This is a genomic window from Massilia sp. WG5 (assembly GCF_001412595.2).
In the GTDB taxonomy this organism is placed as follows: domain Bacteria; phylum Pseudomonadota; class Gammaproteobacteria; order Burkholderiales; family Burkholderiaceae_D; genus Telluria.
The window spans coordinates 723,945-742,306 of record NZ_CP012640.2; the positions used below are offsets into that span (position 1 = coordinate 723,945).

13 protein-coding genes are annotated in these 18,362 nt (G+C 70.7%); 7 read left to right on the plus strand and 6 right to left on the minus strand.

All coding sequences use genetic code 11. From position 1 onward, the window contains the following. The first annotated feature begins 13 nt into the window (after positions 1-13). From AM586_RS03155 to AM586_RS03175, 5 genes are all read left to right on the plus strand, one after another. On the plus strand, positions 14-1,126 hold the full coding sequence (locus tag AM586_RS03155) for an AAA family ATPase (protein WP_047825312.1): 1,113 nt from the start codon (positions 14-16) through the stop codon (positions 1,124-1,126). After that, the gene (locus tag AM586_RS03160) at positions 1,123-3,642 is read left to right on the plus strand and encodes a DUF5682 family protein (RefSeq protein ID WP_047825313.1); all 2,520 of its coding nucleotides are present in this window, start codon (positions 1,123-1,125) and stop codon (positions 3,640-3,642) included. Before AM586_RS03155 ends, AM586_RS03160 begins: the two co-directional genes overlap by 4 nt. Continuing rightward, positions 3,639-4,778, plus strand: a complete 1,140-nt coding sequence (locus AM586_RS03165; protein WP_047825314.1) for a VWA domain-containing protein — start codon at positions 3,639-3,641, stop codon at positions 4,776-4,778. The genes AM586_RS03160 and AM586_RS03165 overlap by 4 nt, the downstream gene beginning before the upstream one ends. 18 nt (positions 4,779-4,796) lie before the next feature. Continuing rightward, entirely contained in the window at positions 4,797-6,842 is a 2,046-nt protein-coding gene (locus AM586_RS03170; RefSeq protein ID WP_060566905.1) for an SWIM zinc finger family protein, read from the plus strand. An 89-nt stretch (positions 6,843-6,931) separates the two neighbouring features. Next, positions 6,932-9,784, plus strand: a complete 2,853-nt coding sequence (locus AM586_RS03175) for a PAS domain S-box protein (protein WP_052233984.1) — start codon at positions 6,932-6,934, stop codon at positions 9,782-9,784. Here the strand turns inward: AM586_RS03175 and AM586_RS03180 are convergent. The 6 genes from AM586_RS03180 to AM586_RS03205 are packed head-to-tail and all read right to left on the minus strand — an operon-like array spanning position 9,781 to position 16,374. Next, positions 9,781-10,104, minus strand: coding sequence for a DUF5710 domain-containing protein (locus AM586_RS03180; protein WP_047825317.1), 324 nt, complete (start codon positions 10,102-10,104; stop codon positions 9,781-9,783). The genes AM586_RS03175 and AM586_RS03180 overlap by 4 nt on opposite strands. Continuing rightward, on the minus strand, positions 10,101-12,632 hold the full coding sequence (locus AM586_RS03185; RefSeq protein WP_052233985.1) for a response regulator: 2,532 nt from the start codon (positions 12,630-12,632) through the stop codon (positions 10,101-10,103). The genes AM586_RS03180 and AM586_RS03185 overlap by 4 nt, the downstream gene beginning before the upstream one ends. A gap of 58 nt (positions 12,633-12,690) precedes the next feature. Beyond that, a complete protein-coding gene (locus AM586_RS03190; protein ID WP_047825318.1) occupies positions 12,691-13,572 on the minus strand; it encodes an ABC transporter permease in 882 nt (293 codons plus the stop codon). After that, positions 13,569-14,435 carry an ABC transporter ATP-binding protein gene (locus AM586_RS03195; protein ID WP_047825319.1) on the minus strand — a complete coding sequence of 289 codons (867 nt, stop codon included), beginning with the start codon at positions 14,433-14,435 and terminating at the stop codon, positions 13,569-13,571. The genes AM586_RS03190 and AM586_RS03195 overlap by 4 nt, the downstream gene beginning before the upstream one ends. A gap of 11 nt (positions 14,436-14,446) precedes the next feature. Next, positions 14,447-15,466: an ABC transporter substrate-binding protein gene (locus tag AM586_RS03200; RefSeq protein ID WP_047825320.1), complete on the minus strand. Its 1,020-nt coding sequence runs from the start codon at positions 15,464-15,466 to the stop codon at positions 14,447-14,449. Positions 15,467-15,486: 20 nt separating this feature from the next. Further along, on the minus strand, positions 15,487-16,374 hold the full coding sequence (locus AM586_RS03205; RefSeq protein WP_047825321.1) for a TauD/TfdA family dioxygenase: 888 nt from the start codon (positions 16,372-16,374) through the stop codon (positions 15,487-15,489). 221 nt (positions 16,375-16,595) lie between these two features. On the opposite strand from AM586_RS03205, the gene AM586_RS03210 reads away from it, so the two are divergent. Both AM586_RS03210 and AM586_RS03215 read left to right on the plus strand, forming a co-directional pair. After that, positions 16,596-17,039 (plus strand): DUF2231 domain-containing protein, encoded by a 444-nt coding sequence (locus tag AM586_RS03210; RefSeq protein WP_047825322.1) that lies wholly within the window; start codon positions 16,596-16,598, stop codon positions 17,037-17,039. Beyond that, on the plus strand, positions 17,032-18,354 hold the full coding sequence (locus AM586_RS03215; RefSeq protein WP_047825323.1) for a sorbosone dehydrogenase family protein: 1,323 nt from the start codon (positions 17,032-17,034) through the stop codon (positions 18,352-18,354). The genes AM586_RS03210 and AM586_RS03215 overlap by 8 nt, the downstream gene beginning before the upstream one ends. Positions 18,355-18,362 lie beyond the last annotated feature (8 nt).

Sequence of the window (18,362 nt, forward strand, 5' to 3'; positions counted from 1 at the left end):
GACACTGAGCAAGATGATCCAGACCACCCCCGCCCCGGGCGAAGCGGACGCCCTGCGCAGCAGCGCCGAAGTCCGCTACCGCGACGAACTCGAACGGCTGCGCGCCCACGACCAGGATCCGCGTCCGGAAGGCTGGCGCCTGTCGCCGCGCGCGGTGCGCCGCTTCATCCTCGGCGATCCGGCGCTCCAGGTCGGCCGCAAGTTCTACGGCGACGACCCGCTGGTCGACCGCGCCATCGTCACCCTGATGGGCCACCAGGGCCTGATGCTGGTCGGCGAGCCGGGAACCGCCAAGTCCCTGCTGTCGGAGCTGCTGTCCACCGCCATCAGCGGCGACTCGGCCCTGACCATCCAGGGCACCGCCGGCACCACCGAAGACCACATCCGCTACGCCTGGAACTACGCCCTGCTGCTGGCCGAGGGGCCGAGCATGCGTGCGCTGGTGCCCTCGCCGATGTACACCGCCATGCGCGAAGGGAAGCTGGTGCGCTTCGAGGAGATCACCCGCTGCCCGCCCGAGATCCAGGACGTGATGATCTCGCTGCTGTCGGAAAAGCAGCTGATGGTGCCGGAGCTGGGCGAGGCCGGCCGCGTGCACGCGCGGCGCGGTTTCAACGTGATCGCCACCGCCAACCTGCGCGACCGCGGCGTGCACGAGATGTCCTCGGCACTCAAGCGCCGCTTCAATTTCGAGACCGTACGCCCGATCCGCGACCACGCCTTCGAGGTCGAGCTGATCATGGCCCAGGTCCAGCGCGACCTCGACGGCGCCGGGGTTGCCACCCGCCTGGAACGCGACGTGGTCGGCCTGCTGGTCACCGTGTTCCAGGAACTGCGCTCGGGCAGCACGCGCGAAGGCACGCCGATCCGCACGCCGGACACCGTGATGTCGACCGCCGAAGCCGTCAACGTCGCCTACGCCGCCGCCCTCGAGGCGCGCTACCTCGGCGGCGGGCGGCTCACGCCGCGCGAACTGGCCAACCAGCTTCAGGGCGTGCTGACCAAGGACGGCGCCGACGACATCAAGCGTGTGCAGCACTACTTCGACACGGTGGTGCGCGAACGGGCGCGCCGCGACGACACCTGGAAAGCCTTCCACGAGGCGGCCGCCGGCCTGTGGGGATGAGCGGCTTCGCGGCGCATGCGGCACTGCCGGAGCCCGTCAGGGAAGGCCTGGCGCGGCTGCGCATGGACGAGCTGTATTTCGTCCCGGTGCGCCACCACAGCCCGGCCTGCGCGCTGGCCCTGCAGGCAATGCTGCGCGAGCTGCGCCCGTCCGCCATCCTGATCGAAGGCCCGGACAGCTTCGACGCCCTGCTGCCGCTGCTGCAGGATGCACGCACGCGGCCGCCGGTGGCGATCCTCAGCCAGGCCCAGGCCACGCCGCGCGACGCCGAGGCCGGCGAGGACGGCGGCGAGCTGCCGCCCGCGCACAGCGCCTTCTTCCCCTTCTGCGACTACAGCCCGGAATGGATCGCGCTGCGCCTGGCGCCGGAGCTGGGCGCCGCCACCGCCTTCATCGACCTGCCCTGGGACGCACCCGGCCGCCGCCATGGCGCGGAAGACGGCGCCCAGGACGGCGCGGCCAGCCTGATGGCGGAACGCTACCTGGCGCACAGCGCCTACCTGAAGGCGCTGGCGGCGGCCAGCGGCTGCCGCGACCAGGACGAATTGTGGGACCACCTGTTCGAACTGCGCCCGGCCGCCGGCCTGCGCGACTGGCGCGGCCTGTTCGCCGACGTGTTCGCCTACTGCGCGATGGCGCGCGCCGACTACGAGCCGGAAGTGCTGGAAGCGGAAGGCAGCCTGCCGCGCGAGCGCCACATGGCCGCCCGCATCCGCGAGCACCGCGCACGCCGCCACGCCCTGCCGGACAGCGCCGCGGCCGGCCCGATCGTCGTGGTGAGCGGCGGCTTTCATACGATCGCCCTGCAGCAGATGCTGGCCGAAGCCGATCCCGCTTCAACGCCCGCCAAGGCAGCGCGCGCGAAAAAGGCAGGGGTCCCGCCGGCGCGCGACTGGTTGATACGCTACAGCTTCGACCGGCTCGACGCCCTGAACGGCTACGCGGCCGGCATGCCCTCGCCGGCCTGGCACCAGTGGGTCTGGGACAGCGCCCGGTCCGCCGGCGGCGCACCCGACCTGCACGCGGTCGCGGCAGAGGCCCTCACCCGGCTGGCGCGCCGCACCCGCGAGCAGGGCCTGGCCGAACAACTCTCGACCGCCGACGCGCAGGCCGCGCTGCTCCAGGCCACGCGCCTGGCGGCGCTGCGCGGGCATGCCGGGCCGGGGCGCGAGGACGTGCTGGATGCGGTCCGCTCCTGTTTCGTGAAGGGCGCCGCCGACGAGGGCACGGCCGGTTTCGCCGCCGACCTGCGCCGCTTCTTCGGCGGCAGCGCGCTGGGCGACATCCCGCCCTCGAGCGGCTCGCCGCCGCTGCTGGAGGACGCCCGCCGCCAGGCGGGCCTGCATGGGCTGCGCCTGGACGACAGCAGCCCGCGTACCGTGCGCCTCGACCTCTACCGCAAGGCGCGGCACCGCCAGCGCAGCCGCTTCCTGCACCTGATGGACTACCTCGGCTGCGCCCCGGGCCGCTGGCGATCCGGCCCCGACTTCGCTGCCGGCAGCGGGCTCGAACTCCTGATCGAGGAATGGGAAGTGGCCTGGACCCCGCTGGTCGAAGCGCGCCTGATCGAGCTGGCCGCGCTGGGTCCGACCCTGGCGGCGGCCGCCCTCGCCAGGCTGCGGCGCGAACAGGCGGCGCTGGCGGACCAGGGCCAGGCGCGCTCGGCCAGCGCCGCCGTGCGCCTGCTCACCCGCGCCTGCGTGATCGGCCTGCACCCGCAGGTGCCGGCCCTGCTGTCCCTGCTCGCCAGGCACCTGGACGAGGATCCGGATCCGGCCTCGGTCATCGAGTGCGCGCACCAGCTCCTGAGCCTGCGCCGTGCGCGCGCCCCGCTGGGCATGCAGGACAGCCCGGAACTGGGCGCGCTGCTGCTGCGCGCCTGGACGGCCGCCCTCTACCTGCTGCCACGCCTGGCCGAGGCCGGGGAAGGCCAGGACCTCGATGCCGTGCGCAGCCTGGTCTCGCTGCGCGCCTTCGTTCGCGCCCTGCCGGAGCTGCTGGCGCCGGAACCGTGGATCGCCGCGCTGGAGCGCCTCGCGCAGGTGGACGGCGCGCCGGCGGTGGCGAGCGCCGCCGGCGCCCTCCTGTTCCTCGACGGCGCCTGGGATGAAGAGACGCTGGGCGCCGCCCTGCTGCCGCACTTCGGCCCCGGGGCCAGCGCCGGGCAGGCGGTGCGGGCGCTGTCCGGCATGATGGCGGCCGCGCCCGAGCTGCTGCTGACCCTGTCACGCCTGCGCCAGGAATTCGACCGCATCCTCGATGCCTGGGACGAGCAGACCTTCATCGCCCACCTGCCCGACCTGCGCCTGGCCTTCGCCCAGCTCAAGCCGCAGGAAACGGCGCGCCTGGCCGGGGTGCTGGCGCAGACCCATGCCGGGCTCGACGCCTCGCTGGCCGAGGCGCATTACGCGATCTCGGAAGCGGACCTGGCGGCCGGCAGCGCACTGCAGCTGGCGCTGGCCGAATGCCTGGCGCGCGATGGCTTGACCGACTGGGCAACGGGAGGGGCGCCATGAGCGGCAAGGACGCGGCGCGCCGCTGGCGCCTGGTGCTCGGACGCTACGCCGGCGAGCAGCTGGACGACGCCCTGCAGGACCAGCGCGACCGCGAGCTCGATCTTTCGCTCGACTACCTGTACGGGCGCGAGTACGAAGGCAGGGGCTTGCGTTTGGGTCCCGGGCGGCAACGCGGCCAGGGCGGCTCCCTCGATCCCAGCCAGGTCCGCGCTCTCGACTGGCTGGAGCGCACCCGCAAGCTGTTCCCGCGCGAGGTGTACGAACGGATCCAGGGCCACGCCCTCGACCGTTACCAGTTGTCGGAGCTGCTGAACGATCCGGCCACCCTGCTGTCGCTGGAACCGAACCAGGCACTGGCGCGCACCCTGCTGCAGATGCGCGGCCGGCTGAGCGGCGCCATGCTGGATGCCGTACGCAGCGTGATCCGCAAGGTGGTCGAGGACATCACGCGCACGCTGCGCAGCGAATTCGTGAACGCGCTGCAGGGGCGGCGCGACCGCTTCCGCCAGTCGCAGCTCAGGAGCAGCCAGAACTTCGACTGGCGCGCCACCATCCGCGCCAACCTGCGCCACTACGACCCGTCCAGCGGCAGGCTGCTGATCGAGCGGCCGCGCTTCAATGCCCGCATCAAGCGCCACCTGCCCTGGGACGTGATTTTATGCGTCGACCAGAGCGGCTCGATGCTGGACTCGGTGATGTACAGCGCGATCGTGGCCGGCATCCTCTCGAGCCTGCCCGCGGTGCGCGTGCGACTGGTGCTGTTCGACACCAATGTGGTCGACCTGAGCCACATGGCGCACGATCCGGTGCAGGTGCTGCTGACCGTGCAGCTGGGCGGCGGCACCGACATCGGCCGCGCGCTGCGCTATTGCGAGCAGCTGGTGCAGTCGCCCCAGCGCACCGTGCTGGCACTGGTCAGCGATTTCGAGGATGGGGCGCCGCCGGGCGCCATGCTGGCCAGCGTGCGCCGCCTGGCCGAGTCGCGCGTGAAGCTGCTCGGGCTGGCGGCCCTGGACCAGGCCGCCCTGCCGGTCTACGACCGCGCGATGGCGCAGCGGCTGGCGGACCGCGGCATGCAGGTGGCGGCGTTGACGCCCACCCGCTTTGCCGAATGGCTGGCCGAGGTGATGGGCTGACATGGGGCGCGCACGATCATGAACTGGCAGGCGGTGTACCGGAATTTCGGTGACGAGGCCCTGGCCGCACTGGGCAGCGGCGGTCTGCTGCGGCGCGCCGTGAAGGACGTCGAGGCCGGCAAGGTGGCCTGGGACGAGCCCCCTGGCGAGACCGGCGGCGCGGTGCGCGCCGACGGCCAGCGCGTCGCGGTGGACGGGCGCGGGCCGGCCTTCGCGCGCTGCGACTGTCCCGCTCCGGAGGTCTGCAAGCATATCCTGGCGGCGGCGCTGTGGCTGCGCGCCGGGCCGGCAGCCGGACAGGACGACGCCACCCCTGCTGCCCCGGCCGAACCGGCAGCCGCAGCGCCCGACGTTCTGGCCGAGGTGCTGGCGCTCGATCCGGATGCGCTGTGCAAGGCGGCCGGACGCGCCGCCGTGCGCAAGGCCGCCGGACTGCTGCCCCAGGCCGGCGACGCCGAGCTCACGGTCCAGGGCGCCGCGCTGCTGGTCCGGCTGCCCGGCCTCGGGCTCGACGCCCGCTACATCGCCGGCGCCGGTTTCGCCGGCATGCTGTCCGAGGCAGCGGCGTCGAGCCGCGCCGCCCTGCACCTGCTGGCCATTGCCGCCGTACGGCGCGCGCACGGCCGCAGCTTGCCCTGGCCCGGCGACGCGGCCGACGCGGCGGCAGCGGCGGCGCCCGCCGCCGGCCTCTCGCCCGATGAGCGCCGCCTGCTGGCGCAGGCGCGGGCGCTGGTCGTCGAGCTGTCCGAGAGCGGCTGGTCGCACGTCAGCGACATGGCGGCGCCCCAGCTGCGCGCGCTGGCGACCTCGGCGCGGGTCGAGTCCCTGCCGCAGCTCGCCGGCCTGCTGCGCAGCCTGGCCGGCACCGCGGAACTGCTGGCGCGACGCGACTACGGCGCCGACGAAGTCCAGGCCCTGCGCCTGGCCGCGCGCATCGCCGCGCTGGCGCACGCGCTCGACCACGCATCCCCGTCCGCCCCGGCGCTCGCGCGCCTGCGCGGAGCCCGCCAGCGCAGCTTCGGCGAAGGCGCCACACTGTCGCTGCTGCCGCTGGGCGCCCACTGGTGGGAACAGCGTGGCGGCGCGCGCGGCCTGAGCGCCGCGTTCTGGGATCTGGACGGCGGCCGGATCGTGCAGGCCGTCAGCGCCCGCCGCGACGGCGCCGACCCTGGCTTTTCGCGCGCCGGCGCCTGGGAACTGACGCCCCTGTGGCCGGGCGCCGCGTCGCCGTCCGGACTGGGCGGGACGGTGCTGCGGCTCGACGCGCCGCGCCTGTCCGACGATGGGCGCCTGGCGCTGGGCGGCGCCACCCGCGCCCACGCCGAAGGCCCGCTCTCGCGCGACGACGTGCGCTGGCGCGCGGCCGGCTACCGCAACTGGGCCGTGCTGGGGGAGGCGGTGCGCGGCGGCGCCGGCCTGCTGGGCGAACCCATCGAAACGGTGCTGCTGCGGCCGGCCGCCTGGGATGCGCCGCGCCTCGACGAGATCCGCCAGCAGCTGTGCTGGACCCTGCTCGACGAAGGCGGCGCGCGCCTGCTGCTGCGCCTGCCCTACGAGCCCTGGAAGGCCGAGCGCCTGGCCAACCTGGAGACCTGGGCCGCGTCCGGCCAGCCGATCGAAGCGGTGCTGGCGCGCCTCGACCGCAGCGGCGGCGCCAGCCTGCTGGAACCGTTCGCGCTGGCGGTCGCGCACGGGGGCACGGTGCGGGCCGTGTCGCTCGACTTCGAGCGGGGCCCGGCGCGGCCGACCCTGGCGGCGCGGCTCGGACGCCTGTTCGGCGGCCGCAGCGCCCCGGCCCCGCGCGAGCCGCAGCCGGTCCACCTGAAGGCGCTCGCCGCCCTGCTCGACTTGCTCGAACGCAAGGGCATGACCGGCCACCTCCAGCATCGCGATGGCGCGGCCGCCCTGGCCGAGCTGCGTCGCACCCTGCTCGCGGTGGGCCTGGACGACATCGCCGCCGCCATCCAGCGCTACCTGGACGCGCCCGGCGCCGCCGCCGCGCTCGCCCTGTTCCACCTGGCCCAGACCGCCGCCGACCTCGACACCGCTTTCCTGCAGGGCTGAGCGCCCGGCGGGCGTGCCGAAGCGTGCGGGCGCGCCTCGCGCATGTTGGGTAGAATGACAAGTTTGATCGCTAACCGACCGACCCGACGATGAACCACCGCGACGTTTTCCTGGCCAACGGCGGCGACGCCGGTGCGCGCACCCTGGCGCAGGACTGGAACGCGCACCCGCTCGGCCCCATCGCCGGCTGGCCGCCCCTGCTGCGCATGTCGCTCGGCATGATGCTCGGTTCGTCCTTCCCGACCTTCCTGGGCTGGGGCGAAGAGCTGTTCGTGTTCCATAACGACGCCTATGCGCCGGTGCTCGGCAACCGTGTCCCCGTCGCGCTCGGCGCGCCGCTGTTCGAGCTGTGGCCCGAGGTCCGCGAGACCATGGCGCCGCTGGCGCGCCGCGTGCTGGACGGCGAATCCCTGTTCTTCGAGAACTTCCAGCTCACGGTGGAGCGCAAGGGCTATCCCGAGCAGGCCTGGTTCACCTTCTCCTACAGTCCCCTGCGCGAGGAGTCCGGCGTGGTGCGCGGCATGATGTGCACCGTTGTCGAAGTGACCGACAAGATGCTGGCCCTGGCCCGCCACAAGGATGCCGAGGAACGCTACGCCCTGTGCCTGACGGCGTCCGGGAATATCGGCACCTGGGCCTACGAACTCGACACCGGCGCCACCTTCGTCGACGAGCGCTTCGCGCGCCTGTTCCAGGTCGACGCCGCGCTGGCCCGCGCCGGCACCGAGCTCGAGCGCTTCACCGACATGATCCACCCGGACGACCGCCCGCGCGTGGTCGCCGCGATCGCACACGCGATCGCCACCGACACCGTCTACGACATCGAATACCGCATCCCCCAGCTGTCGCGCGCCGACGTCTGGGTGAACGCGCGCGGCAAGGTGTTCCAGGACCTGACCACCGGCAGGCGCCGCTTCGCCGGTGTCGCGATCGACATCACCGAACGCAAGAATGCCGAGCTGGCGCGCGACGAGAGCGAGCGCATCGCCTCGCGCGCGCTGCTGCGCGAGCTCGAGAACCGGCGCCGCCTTGACGTCCTGCTGGGCGCCGCGCCGGTCGGCATCGTCTACGTCGACGCCGCCGGCAGGCTGCTGGTCGCGAATCCCGCCAACCGCGACATCTGGGGCGAGCATCCCGGCCCGGGCGAGCGCGACGAGCTGGTGCGCTGGAAGGGCTGGTGGCCCGCCGGCCATCCGCGCGCCGGCGAGCCGATCGGGGCGGACGAGTGGCCGATCTCGCACGTCCTGCGCGGCGAGGAGAGCAGCAGCGCCATCGCCGAGATCGAACCCTTCGGCATGGCCGGCACGCGGCGCACGATCCTGATCCGCACCGCGGCGATCCGCAACGAACAGAACGAGATCGTCGGCGCGGTCGGCGCCAACATGGACATCAGCGCCCAGGTCGCGGCCGAGCGCGCGATGAAGGACAGCGAGGCCAGGTTCCGTTCGATCGCCAACGTGATCCCGCAGATGGTGTGGTCGGCCGGCGCCGGCGGCACCAACGACTACCTGAACACACGCTGGCGCGAGTTCACCGGCCTGCCCGAGGAAGAGCTGCTCGGCGACGGCTGGGTCAAGGTGATCCACCCCGAGGACATGCCGGCGCTGGACGCCGCCTGGGCGCGCAGCCTCGCCGACGGCTCACCCTACGAGGTCGAGCACCGCCTGCTGCACCACACGGGCCAGTACCGCTGGGTCCTGAACCGCGCCCTGCCCGTCACGGACGAGCGCGGCGAGATCGTGCGCTGGATGGGCAGCCTGACCGACATCCATGACAAGAAGCGCGGCGAAGAAGAGCTGAAGGCGGCCGCCCGGCGCAAGGACGAGTTCCTGGCGATGCTGGCGCACGAGCTCAGGAATCCGCTGGCGCCGATCACCAGCGCGGCCCAGCTGCTGGTTCACGTGGCGGCCGACGAGAAACGGGTGCGCCAGTCGAGCGAGATCATCGTGCGCCAGGTGCGCCACCTGACCGGCCTGGTCGACGACCTGCTGGACGTCTCGCGCGTGACCCGCGGCCTGGTCGAGCTGCAGCGCGAGCGGGTCGACCTGAAGGCGGTCGTGGCCAGTGCGCTGGAACAGGCGCGCCCGCTGGTGGAGGCGCGCAAGCACCACCTCGACCTGGCCATCGACGCCGGTCCGGCCTGGGTCGACGGCGACCGCATCCGCCTGGTGCAGGTCGTCGCCAACCTGCTCAACAACGCCGCCAAATACACGCCGCAGGGCGGCGCGATCTCCCTGGCGCTCGACGTGCATGAAGGCCGCGCGGCGCTCTCGGTGCGCGACAACGGCATCGGCATCGGGCCGGACCTGCTGCCCCTGATTTTCGAACTGTTCACCCAGGCCGAACGCACGCCGGACCGCGCCCAGGGCGGCCTCGGACTCGGCCTGGCGCTGGTAAAAAGCCTGGTCGGGCTGCACGGCGGCAGCGTCCAGGCCGAGAGTCCGGGACCGGGGCTGGGCAGCACCTTCCGCGTGCTGCTGCCGCTGGCGCAGCCGGTGCGCGGCGCGGCGCCGGCCGGCCCCGCTGCGCAAGGCGTCCTGCCCGGCATGCCGGACGCGCTGCCGCACGTCCTGATCGTCGACGACAACGCCGACGCCGCGCAGTCGCTGGCCGAGATCCTGCGCACCCTCGGCCACCGGGCCGACGTGGCGCACACGCCGCAGCACGCGCTGGCGCTGGCCGAACAGGACTGGCCCCAAGTCTTCATCCTCGACATCGGCCTGCCCGACATCGACGGCTATGCATTGGCGCGGCGCCTGCACGCGCTCGCGGAACAGCAGCCGGCGCGACGCGACGCCCTCTACCTGGCCCTGACCGGCTACGGCCAGGCGCACGACAAGGTACTCTCCAGGGCAGCAGGCTTCGACCGCCACTTCGTCAAGCCGGTCGACCTCGACACCCTGCTGGCCGCGCTCGCCGAGGCGCCGCCGGCGCGCAGCTAGCGCAAGGCCCGCAAGGCCTTCAGCACGTCCTCGTGGGCGGCGCTCCAGCCGCTCTGCGCCAGCACCGGCGCGCAGCGTTCGCAGGGAGAGAAGGGATCGCAGGCGTGGTCGAGCTCCAGGTAGCGTGCGCCGGTCACGAGCTTGGCGGCGCGGGCGTCCTCGCGGCCTGCCGCCGACGCGCCGTCCTTCGCGATCCAGCGCGCGAAGGGCTCGGTGGCGACGCCGTCCGGCACATACCAGCGCTTGCGGGTCGGATTCCAGCGTGCGCCGAGCTGCTTGGCCTCGTCCTTTTCGGCATAGGGAACGGTCAGGAAGATCATGCCAGTTTCTCCAGTACGCCCTCGAGGTCTTCCAGCCGGTAGGGCTTGGCGACGATCCAGAACGGGAAGCCGAGCGCATCCCGGTCCGGCGCGCCGTAGCCGGAAGCGAAGGCGACGCGCAGCGCCGGTTGTTCCTGCACCGCCATGCGCGCCAGCTCGACGCCGGACTTGCCGGCCAGGTCGATGTCGGTGAACAGGAGGTCGAAGGCGGTTTCGCGCAGCAGCCCGGCGGCGGCGTCCAGCGTGGTCGCGCCGCGCACCTCGTGGCCGAGGGTCTCGAACAGGCTGCAGGTCATCTGCATCAGGTCCGGATTGTCTTCCGCCACCAGGATGCGGCGGCGCACGGCGGCCGGCGTCACGCTGCCCGGCGCCGGCGCGGCGGGGATGGCACGGTTGGCCAGCAGGTGGCGCACCTTGCGCGCCAGCTGGTCGCGTCCGTACGGCTTGGACAGCAGCTCGACGCCCGGATCCAGGCGGCCGCCATGCACGATCGCGTTCTGGGTGTAGCCCGAGGTGAACAGCACGGCCAGTCCCGGCAGCAGGGCCTTGGCCTGGCGCGCCAGCTCGGGACTGCGCAACGGGCCCGGCATTACGACGTCGGTGAACAGCAGGTCGATCAGGATGCCGCTCTTGACGATCCCCAGCGCTTCGAGGGCGTTGTCCGCCTTCAGCACCCGGTAGCCCAGGCTGCCCAGCATCTCGACCACGGTGCCCTGCACCGCGGGATCGTCCTCGACCACCAGGATGGTCTCGCTGCCGCCCTGGACCGGGCCGCCGGTCAGGCGCGTGATCCCGGTCTCGCTCTCGAAACTGCGCGGGAAGTACATGCGCACCGTGCTGCCCTCGCCGACTTCGCTGTAGATCTTGAAGTGGCCGCCGGTCTGCTTGACGAAGCCGTAGGCCATCGACAGGCCAAGGCCGGTGCCGACGCCTTCCGGCTTGGTCGTGAAGAAGGGTTCGCAGGCGCGTTCCAGCACCTCGCGGCTCATGCCGCTGCCGGTGTCGGACACCGCGATCATGACGTACTGGCCGGCCACGATGTCCGGCTCGGCCGCGATATAGGTATCGTCGAGCATCGCATTGCCGATCTCGATGGTCAGGCGGCCGCCGTTCGGCATGGCGTCGCGCGCATTGATCGCCAGGTTCAGGATCACGTTCTCGAGCTGGTGCGGATCGACCACGGTATTCCACAGGCCGCCGCCCTTGACGGTCTCGATCTGGATGGTCTCGCCCAGCGCGCGCCGCAGCAGGTCGTCCATGTCGCTGACGATGCGGCCCGGATTGACGACCACCGGCTGCAGCGGCTGGCGGCGCGCGAAGGCCAGTAGCTGCGAAGAGAGCTTGCCGCCGCGCTCGACGGCCTTCTGGGCGACGCCGAGCAGGCGCTGGCCCTCGCCCTCGGGCAGGCGGCGCTGCAGCAGTTCGAGGTTGCCGCCGACGACCTGCAGGATGTTGTTGAAGTCGTGTGCCACGCCGCCGGTCAGCTTGCCGATCGCTTCCAGCTTCTGCGAGCGCTGCAGCGCATGCTGGGCCGCCGACAGTTCTTCCGTGCGCGCGCTCACCAGCGATTCGAGCTCGCTCTGGTGGCGCGCGAGTTCGTCCTGCGCCTGCTTCTGCTCGCTGACGTCGCTGCCCTGCACGAAGATGCCGATCACCTCGCCCATCGGATCGAGCACCGGCTGGTAGATGAAGTCGAGGTAACGCAAGGTCGTGGCGCCGGCCGGGCCACTTTGCAGTGCGACCGGCACCGCGCGGCCGATGAAGGGCTTGCCGCTGCGGTAGACCTCGTCGAGCAGGTCCGCAAAGCCCTGCGCCACGACCTCGGGCAAGGCGGTGCGGATCGGCTTGCCGATCAGTTCGCGCCCATCGGTCAGCTGGCGGTAGGCCGCATTCGCCAGTTCGAAGACGTGCTCGGGCCCGCGCATCACGCAGATGAAACCGGGCGCCTGCTCGAACAGGCGCTGCAGGTGCATCTTGTCGCCCTGCAGTTCATTCGCGAGCTTCAGGGCCGCGTGGGCTTCGGACAGGGCGGCGGTGCGCTGTTCGACCATGCGCTCGAGCTCTTCCTGCTTGCGGCGCAGGTTTTCTTCGGCGTGCACGCGCTCGGTGACGTCGTTCCCCTGCGAGAAGATGCCGACCACCGCGCCGCTCTCGTCGACGATCGGCTGGTAGACGAAGTCGATGTAGCGCAGCACCGCCGCACCGCCGCTCGCCGGGATCACGCCCAGCGGCAGCGCGGTGCCGACGAAGGCCTGGCCGCTGGCGAACACCTGGTCGAGCAGCTCGAAGAACTGCTGGCCTTCCAGCTCCGGCAGCGCTTCGCGCACCGGCTTGCCGATGATGTCCTTGAAACCGGCCAGGCGGTGGTGCGCATGGTTCTGCAGTTCATACACATGCTGCGGGCCGCGGAAGAAGCAGACGAAACCGGGCGCCTGTTCGAACAGCCGCAGCAGCTCGCGGTAGGGACGGCTGATCTTGGCCTGCTCCAGCGCGGATTCGGTGGCGAGGGTGGGAGTATGCGGAAACATCTCCAATGTTACCTTTTTGCAGGCAGCACGACAAGAAATTGTCGTGCCGCCATCACGGTCAGCGCTGCATGCCCCACCGTCGTACGGTCAGCCGTTCGACCGTATCGAACACCAAGTGCTCGAACAACAATCCGATCACGATCACCGTTGCCAGCCCGGCAAAGACCTTGTCGGTGAACAGCTCGTTCCGGCTCTGGAAGATGTACCAGCCGAGACCGCCCTTGCCCGAGGTGGTGCCGAACACCAGCTCCGCCGCGATCAGGGTGCGCCAGGCGAAGGCCCAGCCGATCTTCAGCCCAGACAGGATCGCCGGCAGCGCCGCCGGCACCAGGATCTGCGTGACCATGCGCAGGCCCTTGAAGCCGTAGTTGCGGCCGGCCATCCGCAGCGTCTCCGGCACCGCGCGGAAGCCCGCATGGGCGTTCAGCGCCACCGGCCACAGCACGGAGTGCACCAGCACGAAGACCAGGCTGCCCTTGCCCAGCCCGAACCACAGCAGGGCCAGCGGCAAGAGCGCGATCGCCGGCAGCGGATTGAACATCGCGGTCAGGGTCTCCAGAAGGTCACGTCCGATACGGCTGGACATCGCCAGCGAGGTCAGGATGAAAGCACCCAGCACCCCGGCCAGGTAGCCCTGCAGCAGTACCCCGAGCGACACTCCCACATAGCGCGGCAGCTCGCCCGAGACCACGCCATCGGCGAAGGCATGGAAGGTCTGCAGGAAGCCGGGCAGCAGCAGCTCGTTGCCGGCCGTGCGCGCCGCCCATTCCCACCCCCCGGCCAGCATCGCCAGCAGCAGGCCCTTGCGCAGCCAGCCGGCCTGCTGCAGTCCGCGGCGCAGGCGTTCGGACCGGGTCAGCGGGCGCGCCGCCTCCGGCGCGGTTGGCGGCAGCGGCAGCTCGTACTCGGGACGCGCGACCGGTTCGTAGGGCGCGCTCATGACCGCCCCGCCATCACGGCCTCGGTAGCGCGGTCCGGCGCCGCCTGCTGCGCATCCTCGCCGAACAGCAGGCGGTGGATGCGCTGCGCTGTCGCCTGGAAGTCCGGGCTGCCGCTGCTGGCCAGGCCGAAGCGCTGGCTGTCGAGCTCGGCCCGCACCCGGCCCGGATGCGGCGACAGCAGCAGGATGCGGTTGCCCACCACCAGCGCCTCCTCGATCGAATGGGTCACGAACAGCATCGTGAAACGGACCTCTTCCCACAGCGCCTGCAGCTCTTCCTGCATCCGCCGGCGGGTCAGCGCGTCGAGCGCCGCGAAGGGTTCGTCCATCAGCAGGATGTCCGGCTGCATGGCCAGCGCGCGGGCGATCGCCACCCTGGCCTTCATGCCGCCGGACAGGGTGTGCGGATAGGCCTGAGCAAAGCGGGCCAGCCCGACCTTGCCCAGCCAGTGCGCGGCGCGCTCGCGGGCCTCGCCGCGCTTCACGCCGTTTGCGATCAGCGGGAACATCACGTTCTGCAGCACCGTCTTCCACGGCGGCAGCTGGTCGAATTCCTGGAACACGACGATGCGGTCCGGGCCCGGGCCGACGATGCGCCGGCCGCGCAGCAGCATGCCGCCGACGGCCGGCCGCACGAAGCCGCCGATGGCTTTCAGCAGGGTCGACTTGCCGCAGCCCGAAGGCCCCAGCAGGACGAAGCGGTCGCCCGGGTAGACGTCGAAGCTGACGGCGTGGGTCGCGCGCACACTGCCGCTGGCCGTGGCGTAGTCGATGCCGACGTCCTGGGCCCGCAGCAGCGGCGCCGGCAGGCGCGGCGGTTCCTGCTGGCTGGCGTGGAGGCTCTGGAAAGGCAGTACGTTCATCTCGCCTCCCCTCAGCTGCCCGAGGCCAGCGCCGGATGCGGGAAGAAGTAGTCGCGCCAGGAGCTCGGCTGTTTCCTGATCGCGCCTGTCTGGTGCAGGAATTGCGCCAGCGCCAGGGTATTCTGCGGCGCCACCTTGAACTGGATCTGCGGATTCCTGATCACCTTCAGCAGGAAGGCGCGGTCGGTCTTCGCCTTGGTCACGCGCAGGTAGGCGTCGGCCGCCAGTTCCGGATTGGACGACACCAGTTGCGCCGCCTCGCCCAGCGCATCGATGAAGGCGCCGTAGGTTTTCGGATTCTCCCTGACCCACTTCTCGGTGGCGTACAGCACCGTTGCCGAGCTCGGACCGCCCAGCACCTCGTAGGAATCGAGCACGACGTGGGCCTTCGGATTGCCGGCCAGCTCCTGATCCTGGAACGGCGGGTTGCCGAAGTGGCTGTTCAGTTCCGTCCGGCCGGCGATCACGGCGGCGGCGGCGTCCGGGTGCGGCACCGATTGCGTCAGGCGGTCGAGGCGGTCATACCGGGCCACGCCCCATTGCTTCGCGGCCGCCATCTGCAGGATGCGGGCCTGCACCGAGACCGTCACCGCGGGCAGCGCGATGCGGTCCTTGTCGCTGAAGTCGGCGATCGTCTTCACGGCCGGGTTGGTGCTGACCAGGTAGTAGGGGAAGTTGCCGAGCGAGGCGATGCCCCTGACGTTCTGGCGGCCGGCGGTGCGGTCCCAGATCGTCAGCAGCGGGCCGAGCCCGGCGCCGGCCACGTCGATCGAGCCGGACAGCAGCGCATCGTTGACGGCGTTCCCGCCGGAAAGTTGGACGTAGTCGACCTTGATGGGCACGCCGTGCTTGCGCCCATGCTTTTCGATGAGCTTCTGGTCTTCCGCCACGTTGAGCAGCAGGTAGACGACGCCGAACTGCTGGGCGATGCGCAACTGCCCCTCGGCGCGGGCCGGCGTGGCGAAGGTGGCGGACAAGGCCAGCGCGGACAGGCTCAGTCCGGCGGCGAATCTGGAAAACTGGATGGGCATGGTGGTCTTTTCAAAAGGGTTCAGAACGGGGCGTCGCCTTCGATGGTCGTGCGGTACAGCTTGCGGCGCTGGTGGTCGGGGCAACCGGCCGCCAGGTGCATCAGCGAGCGGTTATCCCAGAACACCATGTCCTGCGGCTGCCAGCGGTGGCGGTAGATGTGCTCGGGACGGGTGCTCAGCTCGAACAGGGCGTCGAGCAGCGCGCGCGATTCGTCGTCGGGCAGGCCGACGATGCGGGTGGTGAAGTGCTCGCTGACGAACAGCGCCTTGCGGCCGGTCTCGGGATGGGTGCGCACCACCGGATGCACGACCGGTTTCACCTCGTCGATCTGGGCCCGGGTCAGGTTCGGACGCCAGGGATTCCGCTTCTGCAGATCAGCGTAGCGGTTCAGGTAACTGTGCTCGGCCCTCGCATGTTCGACCGCACGCTGCAGGTGAGCCGGCAGCGTTTCCCAGGCCGTGTGCTGGTTCGCGAACAGGGTGTCGCCGCCCTCCTCCGGCAACTCCTGCGCATGCAGCATCGAGCCCAGGCTCGGCGTTTCCTTGTACGAAAGGTCGGAATGCCAGAAGTGGCCGGCGTCGCCCAGGCCGATCGGCTGGCCGTTCTCGCGGATGTTCGAGATGACCAGCACTTCGGGATCCGAGCGCAGCTGGAACTGGCGCAGCACGTGGACCTGCAGGCGGCCGAAGCGGCGGCTGAAGGCCACCTGCTGGGCGGGCGTGATGTGCTGGTCGCGGAACACCAGCACGTGGTGGTCGAGGTGGGCGCGGTGGAGGCGCGCGAAGTCCTCGCCGGAGAGCGCCTGGGACAGGTCGAGTCCGAGCACCTCGGCGCCCAGCGGGGCGTCGAAGGGCTTGATGGCAAAGCGTTGGCGGGACTGCGGGACGGCGTCGAGAACGGCGGACATGGTGGGCTCCGGATGAGTCGAGATGCGCCCAGCTTAGGCCTGCGTGATCGTCCCGACAACGAAGCTTTTCGAGGATGCTCATGCGGATTCTGGCGCGTCGGCAGCGGTTCCCTGGGGCTGGCCGAGCCAGTCATGCGACGTCATGTTCAGCATCCATGCTAATCTCATAACACACATCCGCACCCCGGAAAGGGGCATTTAAACCAAGAAAGGGCAGCATCATGCAATCGCACCCCCATGCATCCCGCTTCAGCGTCACATCGGCGATATTCGATGTGCTCGACCCGATACCGTTCGGTTTTTTCGTGGCCGCGCTGATCTTCGACATCCTTTATATCAACACCTTCACCGTCCTCTGGGTGAAAGCCGCGGCCTGGCTCATCAGCATCGGGCTGGTGTTCGCCATCATCCCCCAGCTCATCAACCTGGGCCGCACCTGGTTCGGCAGGCGCCGTGTCCGCACCACCAACCTGACCCTGAACTTCTGGCTCAACGTGGTGGCGATCGTGGCGGCCCTCTTCAATGCCTTCGTGCACAGCCGTGACGCCTACGGCACCATGCCCGCCGGCGTGTGGCTGTCGGTCCTGACGGTGCTGGCGATGGTCGTCGGCAGGATCGTCCTGGCCGGCGACGCCGTCGTCTACAAGGAGGTGAGCCATGGTTAAGCATAAACGCGGATGGCCGCTGGCGCTGGGCGTCGCGGCCGGCCTGTCGCTGGCCCTGAGTGCCTGCGGCGAGAAGGCCCAGCTCAACATCTCCCAGCAGGTGGGCGGCAACCCGGCCATGCCCAAGCCGAAGGATTTCCTGGTCCCGCCCATGCAGGTGCCCGACGGTGTCGGCTGGAAAGGCGACGCCAAGCCGCAGGTCATCGCCGGCCTGCAGATCGAGAAGATCGCGTCCGGACTGAAGCACCCGCGCCAGCTGCTCGTGCTGCCGAACGGGGATGTGCTGGTGGTGGAAGCCAACGGTCCGGGCGAGGAAGCAGTCACGACGCCGAAGCAGGTCATCGCCGGCAAGGTCAAGAACAATTCCGGCAAGGGCGGCAAGGGCGGCAACAGCGTTACCCTGCTGCGCAGGAAGCCCGGCGCCGGCGGCGAGTGGGAGAAGTTCACCTATATCGAGCACCTGCACTCCCCGTTCGGCATCCAGCTGGTCGGCGATACCCTGTATATCGCGAACACCGGCAACATCATGAAGTACCACTACACGCCTGGCGAAACGAAGATGTCCGATCCGGGCGTCGAGCTGGGCGACCTGCCCAGCACGGTCAATCACCACTGGACCAAGGCGCTGCTGGCGAGCCCCGACGGCAAGCACCTGTATGTCGGCAGCGGCTCGAACAGCAACATCACGGAAAACGGCCTGGAAGTGGAATACCGCCGCGCCGCCGTGCTGGAAGTCGACGCCGCCACCGGCGCCAGCCGCGTGTTCGCCTCGGGCATCCGCAATCCGACCGGGCTCGGTTGGGAGCCGCAGTCCGGCAAGCTCTGGGCCATCGCCAACGAGCGCGATGAAATCGGCGCCGACCTGGTCCCGGACTACCTGACTTCCGTGAAGGAAAAAGGCTTTTACGGCTGGCCCTACAGCTACTACGGCCAGAATGTCGACCGCCGCGTCCAGCCGCAGCGCCCGGACCTGGTCGCCAAGGCCATCAAGCCGGACTACGCGCTGGGCGCGCACGTCGCGGCGCTGGGCCTGTGGTTCTATACCGGCAACATGTTCCCGCAATACAAGGGTGGCGCCTTTGTCGCCGAGCACGGCAGCTGGGACCGCACGCCGCTGAGCGGCTACCAGGTCGTATTCGTGCCCTTCGCAAACGGCATGCCCAGCGGACCGGCGCAGTCGATCGTGACCGGCTTCCACTCGGCCGACGAGAAGCAGCTGTTCGGTGCGCCGGTCGGCATGGCGCAGGATGCGGACGGGGCGCTGCTGATCGCCGACGACGTCGGCAACGTGGTCTGGCGCGTCACCAAGCGCTGAAAAACCCA

Coding starts and splice junctions, on each gene's coding strand:
- AM586_RS03190 (WP_047825318.1), bottom strand. CDS start 13,572: ATGAGCGCGCCCTACGAACCGGTCGCGCGTCCCGAGTACGAGCTGCCG.
- AM586_RS03175 (WP_052233984.1), top strand. CDS start 6,932: ATGAACCACCGCGACGTTTTCCTGGCCAACGGCGGCGACGCCGGTGCG.
- AM586_RS03195 (WP_047825319.1), bottom strand. CDS start 14,435: ATGAACGTACTGCCTTTCCAGAGCCTCCACGCCAGCCAGCAGGAACCG.
- AM586_RS03200 (WP_047825320.1), bottom strand. CDS start 15,466: ATGCCCATCCAGTTTTCCAGATTCGCCGCCGGACTGAGCCTGTCCGCG.
- AM586_RS03165 (WP_047825314.1), top strand. CDS start 3,639: ATGAGCGGCAAGGACGCGGCGCGCCGCTGGCGCCTGGTGCTCGGACGC.
- AM586_RS03155 (WP_047825312.1), top strand. CDS start 14: ATGATCCAGACCACCCCCGCCCCGGGCGAAGCGGACGCCCTGCGCAGC.
- AM586_RS03170 (WP_060566905.1), top strand. CDS start 4,797: ATGAACTGGCAGGCGGTGTACCGGAATTTCGGTGACGAGGCCCTGGCC.
- AM586_RS03210 (WP_047825322.1), top strand. CDS start 16,596: ATGCAATCGCACCCCCATGCATCCCGCTTCAGCGTCACATCGGCGATA.
- AM586_RS03215 (WP_047825323.1), top strand. CDS start 17,032: ATGGTTAAGCATAAACGCGGATGGCCGCTGGCGCTGGGCGTCGCGGCC.
- AM586_RS03180 (WP_047825317.1), bottom strand. CDS start 10,104: ATGATCTTCCTGACCGTTCCCTATGCCGAAAAGGACGAGGCCAAGCAG.
- AM586_RS03205 (WP_047825321.1), bottom strand. CDS start 16,374: ATGTCCGCCGTTCTCGACGCCGTCCCGCAGTCCCGCCAACGCTTTGCC.
- AM586_RS03160 (WP_047825313.1), top strand. CDS start 1,123: ATGAGCGGCTTCGCGGCGCATGCGGCACTGCCGGAGCCCGTCAGGGAA.
- AM586_RS03185 (WP_052233985.1), bottom strand. CDS start 12,632: ATGTTTCCGCATACTCCCACCCTCGCCACCGAATCCGCGCTGGAGCAG.